Annotated in this window: 11 protein-coding genes; 4 read left to right on the top strand and 7 right to left on the bottom strand. The window is 42.6% G+C overall.

Annotation, left to right across the window (positions count from 1 at the left end):
- The first annotated feature begins 326 nt into the window (after positions 1 to 326).
- The 4 genes from crp (at position 327) to Q4557_RS13485 (ending at position 3403) form a co-directional block, all read left to right on the top strand.
- Positions 327 to 962 carry a cAMP-activated global transcriptional regulator CRP gene (gene crp / locus Q4557_RS13500; RefSeq protein ID WP_076538973.1) on the top strand — a complete coding sequence of 212 codons (636 nt, stop codon included), beginning with the start codon at positions 327 to 329 and terminating at the stop codon, positions 960 to 962.
- 86 nt (positions 963 to 1048) lie between these two features.
- Entirely contained in the window at positions 1049 to 1393 is a 345-nt protein-coding gene (locus Q4557_RS13495; RefSeq protein WP_076538976.1) for a PepSY domain-containing protein, read from the top strand.
- A complete protein-coding gene (locus Q4557_RS13490) occupies positions 1374 to 2048 on the top strand; it encodes a response regulator transcription factor (protein WP_102439917.1) in 675 nt (224 codons plus the stop codon). Before Q4557_RS13495 ends, Q4557_RS13490 begins: the two co-directional genes overlap by 20 nt.
- Positions 2045 to 3403 (top strand): ATP-binding protein, encoded by a 1359-nt coding sequence (locus Q4557_RS13485; protein WP_102475915.1) that lies wholly within the window; start codon positions 2045 to 2047, stop codon positions 3401 to 3403. The genes Q4557_RS13490 and Q4557_RS13485 overlap by 4 nt, the downstream gene beginning before the upstream one ends.
- A 120-nt stretch (positions 3404 to 3523) precedes the next feature.
- Here the strand turns inward: Q4557_RS13485 and Q4557_RS13480 are convergent, their stop codons facing one another.
- The 7 genes from Q4557_RS13480 to Q4557_RS13450 all read right to left on the bottom strand — a co-directional run bounded on the left by Q4557_RS13480 (position 3524) and on the right by Q4557_RS13450 (position 13105).
- The gene (locus tag Q4557_RS13480; protein WP_303413330.1) at positions 3524 to 4324 is read right to left on the bottom strand and encodes a DUF1338 domain-containing protein; all 801 of its coding nucleotides are present in this window, start codon (positions 4322 to 4324) and stop codon (positions 3524 to 3526) included.
- A gap of 66 nt (positions 4325 to 4390) precedes the next feature.
- Complete coding sequence (astD, locus tag Q4557_RS13475; RefSeq protein WP_102520643.1) at positions 4391 to 5851, bottom strand: succinylglutamate-semialdehyde dehydrogenase; 1461 nt, start codon at positions 5849 to 5851, stop codon at positions 4391 to 4393.
- A gap of 10 nt (positions 5852 to 5861) precedes the next feature.
- Entirely contained in the window at positions 5862 to 6881 is a 1020-nt protein-coding gene (astA, locus tag Q4557_RS13470; protein ID WP_102439921.1) for an arginine N-succinyltransferase, read from the bottom strand.
- Between the two features lie 110 nt (positions 6882 to 6991).
- Complete coding sequence (locus tag Q4557_RS13465) at positions 6992 to 8209, bottom strand: aspartate aminotransferase family protein (protein ID WP_102439922.1); 1218 nt, start codon at positions 8207 to 8209, stop codon at positions 6992 to 6994.
- A 338-nt stretch (positions 8210 to 8547) separates the two neighbouring features.
- A complete protein-coding gene (locus Q4557_RS13460) occupies positions 8548 to 9690 on the bottom strand; it encodes an HDOD domain-containing protein (RefSeq protein WP_303413327.1) in 1143 nt (380 codons plus the stop codon).
- 125 nt (positions 9691 to 9815) lie between these two features.
- Entirely contained in the window at positions 9816 to 12302 is a 2487-nt protein-coding gene (locus Q4557_RS13455) for a S9 family peptidase (protein WP_102439924.1), read from the bottom strand.
- 233 nt (positions 12303 to 12535) lie between these two features.
- On the bottom strand, positions 12536 to 13105 hold the full coding sequence (locus tag Q4557_RS13450) for an aminodeoxychorismate/anthranilate synthase component II (RefSeq protein WP_303413326.1): 570 nt from the start codon (positions 13103 to 13105) through the stop codon (positions 12536 to 12538).
- Positions 13106 to 13180: the final 75 nt, after the last annotated feature.

Here is a 13180-nt window from a genome sequence, read left to right as displayed (position 1 = left end):
ACCACCAATGGGGATTTTTACAATAAACCAATCCCTATTAATCATAATAAATCGTTCATCTTCAATCTAAAGCTTGATAAAAATCTGATAAAACAATGCTTTTAAAGAAACATCAACTTGCCATTTAAAACAGACAAGGCTAAATTAGATAATAATGTGGCGTGCAGCTGCAAAAATAAATTTCTAATTTAATAACTTAATACCGTACTTGACTGTTTTTTCATAATGTTAAACTCGATCTTCATCAAAGTTTTACACGATTAACTCAAGTACAATTACTTTATTAGATAGTCCTTACTTTCATTTTATCAATCGAGGAAATACACATGGCTCTGATTGGCAAGCCTAAACCTGATCCAACTTTGGAATGGTTTCTTTCACACTGTCACATCCATAAATACCCAGCGAAAAGCACCTTGATACACGCAGGTGAAGAGTCTGATACCTTGTATTACATCGTTAAAGGTTCAGTCGCTGTATTGATTAAAGATGAAGAAGGGAAAGAAATGATCCTTTCATACCTTAATCAAGGTGACTTTATTGGTGAACTTGGTTTATTCGAAGAACAAGCTGAACGTACAGCTTGGGTTCGTGCCAAACAACCTTGTGAAATCGCAGAAATTTCTTACAAGAAATTCAAGCAACTGATTCAGGTTAATCCTGAAATTCTAATGAAGTTAACTGCGCAAATGGCTTACCGTTTGCACAGCACTAGCCAAAAAGTCGGCGATTTAGCTTTCTTAGACGTTGCTGGACGCATCGCACAAACATTATTACACCTTGCTAAGCAACCAGATGCAATGACTCACCCTGATGGCATGCAAATTAAGATCACTCGTCAAGAGATTGGTCAAATTGTAGGTTGTTCACGTGAGACTGTTGGCCGTATATTAAAAATGCTTGAAGAACAAAATCTTATTCAAGCTCACGGTAAAACTATTGTGGTATATGGCACTCGTTAAGTTAAGCTTCAGCTTGATTTAAGGGTGATTAATTAAAGTGATAATTAGCAATTCTAATTATCACTTTTTTTATGGGAGTCTGTCTGATGAGGCTGCTGACTGCATTACTACTCAGTCTACTTATATCGACTCTAACACCAGCATCACAAGCAATGACTGCAGAGCTACCACATGATGAAGTTCAACGCTTAGTTACATCCGGTAGCATTCGTTCGCTTGATTATTCCCTCACTTTACTTGCACAATACTGTCAGGGTGAATTAATTGATGCCAGCCTCTATCAAGAGGATGACAAATGGCGTTATGATTTACAGTTAAAGATAAAAAAAGGGCATATCATCCATTTATTTCTCGATGCTACAAATGGGATGCCAGAGTCAATTGACCAACTACCAAGTGAATGCCAAATAAATGAAACTGCTACTCGTTGAAGATAACACCCTCTTAGTTGCTGAGCTTGAAAAACAACTAAAACAAGCCGGCTACGTTACTGATGTAACCGATAAAGCTGTTGAAGCAGATTACCTCATCAAAGAAACTCAATACGATTGTGTGATTTTGGATATTGGCTTGCCTGACGGTAATGGCTTAACACTCGTCGAGTCTTGGCGTGAAAAAGGCATTGATACGCCGGTGATTATGCTTACTGCGCGCAGTCAGTGGCACGAGAAGGTCGAAGGCTTTAATGCGGGGGCTGATGACTACCTTGGTAAGCCTTTTCATGCTCAAGAGCTGTTAGCGCGAGTTCAGGCACTTATTCATCGTGCCCATGGCCGTCTTAATACCTCATCAAAGCAGTTGAGTTATGGTGGCATTACCCTTGATGAGTCAGAGCAACGAGTGCATATCGGTGACAAGCATTACGAATTAACCGCCATGGAATTTAGACTATTAAAAATATTTTTAATGTCGCCAAAGAAATTACTCTCAAAAGCACAACTTACCGATAAGCTTTATCAATTTGACGATGAAAAAGAATCAAATGTGGTTGAAGTATACGTTACCCATTTACGTAAAAAACTTGGTAAAACCGCCATTGAAACCCGCCGTGGCCAAGGGTATATTTTTCACGGCATTGTTGAATGATATCAATCCGCAGTAAGCTAAGTTTATGGCTTAGCGGTTTAATCATTATTGCCACCGTCATCGGACTCATATTATTTGAGTCCATGTTAAGACAAGCGTTTCATGACTCTATCATCAATCGTCTCGAAGAAGATTTAGAACACATCATTATCGCCAGCCATATCAATGCTGGTGAAATTATCATCGACCAAAACCAACTCTCCAGCTTTTACAAACCCGCCTATTCAGGTCGATACTTTCAATTTAACTCCGATGATCAAGTGATCCGCTCCCGTTCTCTATGGGATGTGCAATTAGATATCGAATTATTGCAGCATGATCAAACCCGGGTATGGCAAGCCAAAGGGCCAAAAAATAATGACATGCAGTTATTATCGATTGGTATAGGCTCAATCAATGGCGATAAAGTTGCCACCCTTACGGTTGCTCAAGACTTAAGTATTGGCCGGCGGGTCTTTAGTGAAGTGTTTGGCACTAAGTTGGCGATTAATATCGCCATGCTACTGGCAATGATTGGCGGTATTTTTATCATTCTACGCCAATCATTTAAGCCAGTTAAACACATTCAAGATTCACTGGCCAAATTACGCCAAGGTGAAATCGATGCCCTAGAAGTCACCAAGATTCCAGTTGAAATAAAACCTTTAGCTGAAACCTATAACGAATTATTAGATTACACCGCTAATCAAATTGAGCGCAGTAGAAATAATTTAGGTAATTTAAGCCACGGCCTAAAAACCCCATTAGCCGTGATGCAGCAACAAGTTGAAGTATTGGGTTTATCAAACCCGCAAGCGGCTGAAGCCATGCAGCAGCAATTAGACCTGATCCGCAACATGATCGAACGTAAGCTCACTGCAGCTAGAATTACTGGTGATATGCTGCCAGCAGCGCAAATGGTGGTGCCACGTGATTTTGAGGCGCTCATTAGCACTCTAGATAAAGTACATCACCATAAAAACATTCATTGCAGCATTGATGTCAGCGATGACATAAGTCGCCTGCCGATACACCGTGAAGATGGTATGGAGCTGTTTGGTAATTTATTAGATAACGCTTACAAGTGGGCAAATTCAGCGGTCAATTTGACGGTATCTCAGCAGCAACAAACATTAACCCTGTGTATCGAAGATGATGGCCCCGGCGTCAATGACGATCAAATCAGCCAACTGACCAATCGCGGTAAACGTTTAGATGAAGCCGTGTTAGGCCATGGGCTGGGGTTATCCATTGTAAAAGAAATTGTTGAGCAATATGGTTATCAACTCAAGTTCGAGCGTGGTGATGTGTTAAAAGGCTTACATGTTTGCATTATATTTGCCAATACCACCCCAGATGGTAGCGCCGTAACATAATCCCTTAATGGCGTACTAAAACCTTGCAACTTAACAATGAAAAATGCCAGATAAACTGACTTACTTGGCATTTTCATTAGCGGTAAAATTAACGCAATTCTACCGACTTAGCTAGCAGCATTATTTGACAGCATTAGTACTTTCAAAGATTTTGTCAGCAGACGCGGCGACAAAACCAGTATACAGGTCACCGTCAGCCATCGGATAACGACGGGCAAACTCATAGAAACAAGTTGGAATTTCAAGTTCGCCATCTGCAAAGCTGACCGCCATGCGATCTGCCATCGTTGATGACTGCTCTAATAGCACTTCAGCTGAACCTTTAATCTCACCACCAGCGGTGTTTAAGGTAAAGCCAGCAGCTTTTAGGGTTTCATTGACTGATTCAATGGTTTCAAAATCAGGCAGCTCATTAATGGAAACCGTAAAATGGTTAGCGCGATAACCAATGGCCGCAACCCAAGCTGCGTACTCGCTTTCTGCCAATAAGGTTTTGTAAGTGGCGATATCGACACGCCAATGACAGCCTGAATATAAAAAACTATCCGCAGTTGTCGCCGCAGCATCCACTTGATCAACTAAACCATGGATAATGCTTTGCACTTCAGGGCTAAATTCTTCCACTAACAGCTCAGAGATAAACACCTTAGGCTGATGCGGATCGGGATGCTCGAAATGCTTGGCAACCAACTTTTTCTGCTCAAAGTGATAATCACCACTGGCAACATAACCAAGCGACTCAAAATGAGCCGCCAATACAGCAAGGTTAACTTTTTCAATATTAAAGGTACGCAGGGCAATATGATCGTTAATGATCGGTTTTCCCTGCCCTAACAGTTGCTGAATGTTTGCCGCCGAGGGCGTCATATTGATGTAGTCTTGCCATAAAGCGGCGAATAAAGTGTTAACGTCGGTATGCATAATAAAATCCTTCTTTAAAAAAAGGCAATGACCCAAAAGTCATTGCCTTCATTGCAATCTAGATCACTAGATAGATAAACCAGGGCTTAATGTCGCAGGCAAGCTAACACTATCCGCTTCCACAGAAGCCACAGGGTAAGCACAGTAATCTGCAGCATAAAATGCACTTGCACGATGATTACCTGATGCACCAACACCACCAAATGGTGCTGCGCCAGATGCACCAGTGATTTGCTTATTCCAGTTAACGATACCTGCACGAATACGGGCTAAGAAGTAATCGTAATCTTCGCGGCTATCCGCCAACAAACCAGCAGAAAGTCCATAACGCGTGTTGTTTGCCATCTCAATGGCATCATCAAAGGCTTGGTATCTAACTAATTGCAGCAATGGACCAAAGTATTCTTCATCAGGCAGCTCTGCAATTGCTGTCACATCAATTAACCCAGGAGACACTAGACCAGTCCCCGCTTCAACGTGAGTAAGCTCAATAAGCGATGTCGCACCTAATGCCAACAAGTTAGCCTGCGCGGCAACCATGCCTTTAGCTGCGGCTGCAGAAATCATCGAACCCATAAATGGCTGCGGCTGTGCATTCCAGCTAGCCACTTTGATTTGCTTAATCGCGGTAATAAGCTCAGCAATTAACGCATCACCTGCAGCGCCTTGCTGGATGTACAAACGACGTGCACAAGTACAACGTTGACCAGATGAGATATAAGCTGATTGAATAATATCGTGAACGGCCGCTTTAGTGTCTGTGACGTCTTTGATAATTAATGGATTATTACCCCCCATTTCAAGGGCTAAAATTTTGCCAGGATGCCCTGCATATTGCTGATGCAACAAGTGACCAGTACGAGAACTACCGGTAAAGAATAGTCCATCAATTTGCGGGTGCGAGGCCAATGCTTTACCGGTTTCAAGCTCGCCTTGAACCAAGTTAATCACACCTTGTGGCAAACCTGCTTTGTCCCAAAGTTTTAGCATTTCTTCAGCGACTTTCGGAGTTAGCTCTGATGGCTTAAACACCACGGTGTTACCCGCAAGTAAGGCTGGAACTATATGGCCATTGGGTAAATGACCAGGGAAATTATAAGGGCCAAATACCGCAACAACGCCGTGCGGCTTATGACGTAAAACGGCGCGACCTGCAGGAATGTCATTAGTTTCTGTACCAGTACGCTTATCATGCGCTGCAGCTGATAAGCCAATTTTGCCTATCATAGCGCCCACTTCTGTGGCGGTTTCCCACTGAGGTTTACCGGTTTCTTGGGCTATCACTTCTGCAAGCTCTGCTTTGTGCGCTTCAAGTTCGCTGCGGTACGCTTCAACAATGGCTAAACGCGCCTCATAGCCCAGCATAAACCAGTCAAACTGTGCGCTTCTTGCGGCATCAATTGCTGTATTAACTTGCGCTGCTGTTGCCGTTTTTCCACTCCAGATAACTTCGCCATTAGCTGGATTAAGTGATGTAACTTCATGACCTTCGCCATTAGACCATTGGCCTTTGATAAATTGTGTCATTTGCTGTTTCCTACAGTTCTAATACGCGAATTTGCTGGCCTTGCTCAACCATTAGCGCTTCAGCTAATTGTGGGCTTAAGGTGACGTTATCATGCTCTTGTGAAACTAAAATTCTTGCCGCTGTTGCGCGGTAATCCGCTAACAAGGTATTGGCGACAAGATATTGATGATCGGCATGAGGCATCTTTCCAATAGTGACCGTAAGTAGACGGCTTTGACTCACGGCGCGGATGTCGCTTAGCGCACACTCCACTGTTGGACCACCATCGAAAATATCGACGTAATTTCTAAATTTAAAGCCTTCAGCCTGCAATAACTTCAGCGCAGGTTTAGTATTTCTATGCACCTCGCCAATCACTTTTTGTGCTTTTTTTGGCAATAGGCATACATGTATCGGGCTTCTTGGCATCATTTCAGCCATAAAGGCCTTTTTACCTAACCCCGATAAATAATCGGCTTCGACAAAATCAATGCCTAAGAAATGATCTTGTAACCACTCATAAAAAGGTGAATCACCCTTTTCATCGCTTACGCCGCGCATTTCAGCAATTACAGTGCTGCCAAAACGTTGCTCATGTTGAGCGAGGAATAAAAAACGCGAGCGAGAAAGCATGCGGCCGTTATAGCCTCTGCGATATTCTTTATTTAAAAACAGCGTACATAACTCTGCAGCGCCAGTGTAGTCATGGCAAAGCGTCAGTGTTTCCACTTCGTTACGAACTGAGATTTGTTTAGAATGATAGACTTCAGTGCCTAAACGGTAATGATAAAAGGCATCTTCCATCCCGACAGCGGCTTCAATACCGCAGGTACCGACAACTTGATTGGTTTTTAAATCTTCAAGCACCATCAAATAACCTTCATCGAAAGGTTTCTCAACTTGCTTGGAAAAAGAAGCTTCAGCTCTAGCGATTTTAGAGCGTAATAGCTCTTCGTTGACTGGCAGGGAAGTGAACCCATGACCCGATTCAACGGCGACCTTGTAAAGTGCTTCGTAATCACTGCCACGAATCGGTCGTATGATTAGCATCTGACTCTCCTTGATAATCCAGTAATAAAAAGTCACCAACAAACAGACTTTTCATTACCGATAACCCAATAAAAAAGCGCAAGGTTTTACCCTTACGCTTTACTTATCTATTAACCTGCAACCACTTTAGCTACAGCACGTTCGAAACGTGCTAAACCTTCAGCGATATCAGCTTCTGGGATAACAAGAGATGGAGCAAAACGCACGACGTTAGCGCCAGCAATCAAGCTCATTAAGCCTTCTGCAACCGATGCAACTAAGAAGTCACGGCTACGGCCTGCATATTGCTCGTTAAGTACTGCGCCTAATAACATGCCTTTACCACGCACTTCTGAGAACACATTATATTTGGCATTGATTGCCGCTAAACCATCACGGAATAACTGTTCGCGATGCTTAACACCATTCAGTACTTCAGGCGTATTCACCACATCCATAACAGCATTACCAATAGCGCACGCTAATGGGTTGCCGCCATAAGTCGAACCATGAGTACCAATTTTAAGATGTGCGGCAATTTTAGCAGTGGTTAGCATTGCAGCAATTGGGAAACCGCCACCTAGGGCTTTGGCGCTGGTTAAAATATCAGGCACAATATCGGTGCCCATGTAGGCAAATAACTCACCGGTACGGCCAACACCTGTTTGCACTTCATCAAAAATAACTAATGCGTCATGCTTATCAGCAAGTGCGCGCACAGCTTTTAAGAATTCTGGGTCACCATTGATAATACCGCCTTCACCTTGAAGTGGTTCAAGCATGATGGCACAAGTGTTATCAGAAATTACCGCTTCTAGAGCGGCAATATCATTAAATGGTACATGAGTAACGCTTTGTGGTTTAGGCCCGAAACCATCAGAGTAAGCCGCTTGACCACCCACAGTAACAGTAAAGAAGGTACGACCATGGAATGCTTTATCAAAGGCGATGATTTGATCTTTTTGTGGGCCGTGATTATCTAATGCGTAACGACGGGCAAGTTTTAGTGCAGCTTCATTGGCTTCAGCACCTGAGTTAGCAAAGTAAACACGCTCAGCAAACGTGGCGTTAACCAGTTTCGTCGCCAGCTCTAATGCTGGCTCATTGGTCATTACGTTTGATAAATGCCACAGCTTTTCACCTTGTTCTTTTAGGGCGCCAACAAGTGCTGGGTGACAATGACCTAAACAATTCACTGCAATACCACCAGCAAAGTCAATAAACTCATTACCTTGTTGATCCCAAACTCGACTGCCTTCTCCGCGAACTGGGATTACGGCTGCTGGCGCATAGTTAGGCACCATGACTTCATCAAATTGGGCACGTGTTAAGTTCATTTCAACGCTCATTGCTTTTCGTTCCTTAAAGTTATTAGCGACACTTAAGTCACTCTATTCCGCTTGCTGTATTGATTTTGGTTTAAGTTGACTGCGGATGTTTGTATAGCTTGCAGGTCATTATTAGCTAAAACGTGATCAAAATACCAGTTTTTAGCGGTTAACTATTCATAACTTAAATGAATAATGCATAAAGAGTTAACAAACTTCACATACAAAGTGCTATTACAGCTTATTTTTAGCATAAATAGTCATAAAAAAAGTTATTTGGCCTCAAATAAGCTAGCTATTCATCATAAATGCATAACTAAACAAGATTTAGTCATACTTAAGGGGGATAAAGCCTGACTTTAAACTAAATTAAGCTTGCGGTAATTTTGCGCTTTTAAACGGATCAGCTCTTGCTCGGTAAATTCATAATAATCAAATAACACTCGCTTCTCTTGCGGCTCAATTAAACGCGATTGCTCTAATATTAATACCTTGGCATAACAACTGGCTTTGGCAACGATAGCGCTTTCTGTGGAAAACTCGCTAAAGTGATAATTTAAATCGAGCTCTTTTAGCACTTGGGTTAGCTGGCTCTGGTTAAAATCCATTAAGTCCAATAATTGCCAATTAAGCTGCTCACCATAGGACATCACTTGCTCAAACACTTCCTCAGCTGGAAATGCTGAGGCCATTACCGCATCGTATAAGGTTTTATCCCCTTTGGCGCTGGTCTCACGTAGCCAGGTTCCCCATGTGTTTTCAAATTGTCTGGCGCTGGCATTTAATATAGTCGCTGCGCCTAATTGCTTCATCAAAGCTGCGCTATAAACCAATGCCACATCCTTTTGATGCAGCGCTGCCAATGCTTTGGCCGCTATGGCGGTGATCATGCTGTAACGCCATAACTTACGACTAGCCCAAATCAGGTTAGTATTGCCCGATGGCAGCCAATGCCGTAAACAAAAGTAAGGGATCACAGCTTGCAAATTTTCAATGCCAATATAATTAAGCACTAACTTAATGTCGGTTACTTTGACTTCTGATCGCTGCGGTCTGCGGTGACTCGAGGCTGGGCTATTGATTAAATTGATAAGATCGGTCGATAGCCAGCTGATATTTTCAACAAGCGATCGCACTCGGCGCAGATCAGGTTCTTTGTTAAGCAGTAAATCCAATAATAAAATATGGGACTCTTTTAAACCCGATTGCGCTAACATCTGCTGAGGTGAATTGAGCTGATGCTCAAGGGAGCTTATGACAGTGTTAGTCAATTGCTCTGATATGCGCTGTAACACCAACTGAGCCCGCGCTTGCTCTTCTAAACGTGCTTTAATGGCTAAACGTTCAACTTCAAGTTTATTGGCGTCATCTTCTAACTGCTTATCTAAGTCATCAAGCTGCGAGGGTAACTTTTCCTTACCCATAATCAGTTGCTTATACAGCCTGCGCTCAACTTCAATGACTTTTCCTGGCCTTACGCCACCTGCTACCGACACTGCCACAAATAAACTGCCTTTAATTCTGTGTTAGTTATATGAAAATTATATTTCAACTGCTGCTTATCGTTACAAATAAGGCCTCCAAATGGAAGCCTTATGGTTTAAATCAGCTTAAGTAAAACGCATCATTACTTTAGCTCTTGCTCAAACAATTTGTAGATACGACGATATTCATCTAACCAGCTTGATGCCTGTCTAAAGCCATGTGGCTCAACAGGGTAAATCGCGGTTTCAAACATCGGCTTTTCTAACTCAATCAAGCGTTGTACTAAGCGCACACTATCTTGGAAGAACACATTGTCATCGAGCACACCGCTCATGATCAGCAATGGTTTTTGTAAACCCTGTGCGTGTTCAATTGGTGAACTCTTTTCATAGGCAATGGGGTCAACATCTGGGGTATTTAAGATGTTAGAGGTATATGGCGCATTATAATGCGCCCAATCGGTGACCGGACGAAGTGCTGCGCCCGCTTGGAATAACTCAGGCTCATTAAATAACGCCATGAACGTTAAGAAGCCGCCATAAGAGCCGCCATAGGTACCTACTTTAGCGCCGTCAACATGACTGTTAGCCGCCATCCAGCTAACGCCGTCTTTTAAATCTTCAACTTCAGGATGACCCATATTGCGATACACAGCGGTGCGCCAATCGCGGCCATAACCTTTAGAACCACGGTAATCCATATCCATGACGACATAACCCTGTTGTGTTAATAAGTTATGGAACATGAACTCTCTGAAATAGCCAGAAAAACCATTATGGGCATTTTGCAGGTAACCCGCACCATGGTTAAAAATTACTGCAGGATATTTTTCAGCATTATTAGCATCATAGCCCTGAGGTAAATAGACTCTAGCGTAAATGTCTTTCGCACCATGAGTTGATGGTACTTTTACTACTTGAGGGGCTTGCCATGCATAATCTGCAAACGCTTTACTGGTGTAATGAGTTAACTGCTTAAGCTCGCCGCCAATTGGCTGCACATACAGCTCATTAGGTTGGGTGGCTGTTGATGCCGTTAATAGCAACGATTGACCATTAGGGCTTAACTCATAATCAAGGGTACCTGTCCACTGGGTCAGCTGCTCAGTTTTACCGCTAGCAATCTCAACCCGATAAACATTATAAGTTCCAGGGTGGTCTTTGTTAGCACGATAATAAAGATGCGTCGCATCGGGTGATAAGGTCACTTGATCAACCACATATTCGCCATTGGTAAGTGCGCTGGTCTTGCCATTTTCACCTTTAACATAAAGCTGTGAATAACCAGACTCTTCAGATAAGTAATAGAATGACTCAGATGTTCCCACCCAACCAAATTGATTAAAGGTGTAGTTAACCCAAGCATCATCATGTAAACGGTGCTCTGTTTTTAGCTTGCCGGTTTCAAGGTTGACACTGGCGATCCAGCGATCTTTATTATCAACCGCTTCAATCATAACCAGCAATTTATTTTCAGATTCATGCCACTGCATCGGACTTTGACTCCAAGTCCAATCTTGCATCAGTTGCAATACCCGTGGCGATTTTTCGCTGTTATAACGCTCGCCTTTGGCTTTGGCATTTTCAGCTTTTACACTGGCTAACACGTCGGCATCGTAACCATCAAGACCTTCAATAGTGATATCTTTCTTAACGTGATCGACCAAGTCTAGGACCACCAATCGTTCACCTGGGTAACTGTCTTCAGCCACACGCGCCCTTGCAGGTACTGCATCAACATAGCCATCTTTACCTAGATAATTTGGCATGATGTCGTGCTCGCTGCGCCAGCTATAGTCTTTATCAACTAAGTTAACCACTAAGTAACGGCCATCAGCGGAAAGACTCATATCAGAGACTTTTTCATCATCGCCTAAATACCAAGTTTTAGCCGCAAAAGTCGGGTCTTGCGCCGCTAACTCCTCGGCATATTCAGCGCGGGTTTTACTCTTGTTATGCTGCAAAGCAACATAGGCAATCAAACGATGCTGTTGTTTGGCAATGTAAGATTCTGGATCGCTAACCCCTTTAGGGGCATTGGCCATTTGCACATCTGCTAGCTGCTCAGTTAACCCAGTCTGCAGATGGATTTTGAAGACACTATTACCTTGAAAATATGCTAAGTCGCCGCTACTAAGAAACTTAACCTCATCAATGGCAGTATTCACGCGGGTAAGCTGTTTTACGTCCCCTGACGCTAATTGCTTAACGAATATATTACCCTGATAGATATAGGCTTTTTGCGATTTGTCTGCACTCAACACACCGTGCTTTTGATCAGTTAAATGCAACTGATTCAAGCTAATAAGACTTGCCTGAGTTTGACTCACGCCTTGCTGATAAACCTCAGCAATTGGCGCCTGATGTGCTTGTCGATTAAAATAAATTGACTGACTATCATCGCCCCAATAAGCATTTTTAGCTAACACACCCATCCAATCAGGGTTGGCCATGATCTGATTTAAGGTTAAAGGCTGTTCAACTTGAGGAGGTGTCGCAAGCGGCACTGTGTAACTTGAAGCTGCGTTAGAAATGCTTGGGGTGTTATTGCTAGTTGCGGTCGCGCTGCAACCAGAAATGATCGCTAAAGAAAGCGCACTAAGCGCAGTATTGCGCAGTAGCCTTGTCATATTGAATCCTTTGTCATCAAAGATGTTTGGTATATTCTCGCCTAAACGTTAACCACTGTTTGGCAAGTGCTTTTATTATTGCTCTTTTATATCATAAAAAAGGAGTAAACTTGTGAGCTTTTTTGGTCAAAGTTGTAACGGAAATTATTGATTATTGGAGAGGAAAGTAAGGTTAGCCGTTTAGAAGATGATAAAGGGATCCAAATGCGACTCATTGGCCCCAAATGAGCAAGTTAATAATTTAAAAAATTCTGTAGTAACTCAAGACCTTGTTCGGTCAAAATAGCTTCTGGATGAAATTGCACCCCAAATATAGGCAAACTATTATGGCGCATCGCCATGATCTCACGGCCATGAATTGGATCATCAAACCATGCATCAAGTTGAAAACCATCAGGTAAACTTTCAACTAGTAAAGAATGATAACGGGTAACTGTAAGTGGCTGATTAAGCTGTTTAAACAAGCCAGCTTCATGGTGATTTATCTTGCTGGTTTTACCATGCATCACTCTTTTAGCACGAACAACATTAGCGCCGAACACCTGTGCAATGGCTTGATGACCTAGACATACCCCTAAAATTGGCAGTTTACCGGCAAAGTATTCGATTGCTTCTAATGAGATCCCCGCTTCATTAGGCGAGCAAGGGCCTGGAGAAATAACCAAATGAGTTGGATTTAAGGCTTGGATTTCTGCAATGCTGATCTCGTCATTACGCTTTACCATAATCTCAAAACCTAGCTGCTGAAAATATTGCACTAAGTTAAAAGTAAACGAATCGTAGTTATCAATCATTAACAGCATTAAGGACCCTAAGTACAAGATTGCTTTATAAGAATAATTAATCAGGAAAGCTAAAATACCTGAATGGTGGCGGAT

The sequence above is a fragment of the Shewanella sp. 5_MG-2023 genome, assembly GCF_030547465.1.
Lineage (GTDB): Bacteria > Pseudomonadota > Gammaproteobacteria > Enterobacterales > Shewanellaceae > Shewanella.
Note: the sequence above shows the minus strand (reverse complement) of the source record. Positions and strands in the feature narration are given on the sequence as shown.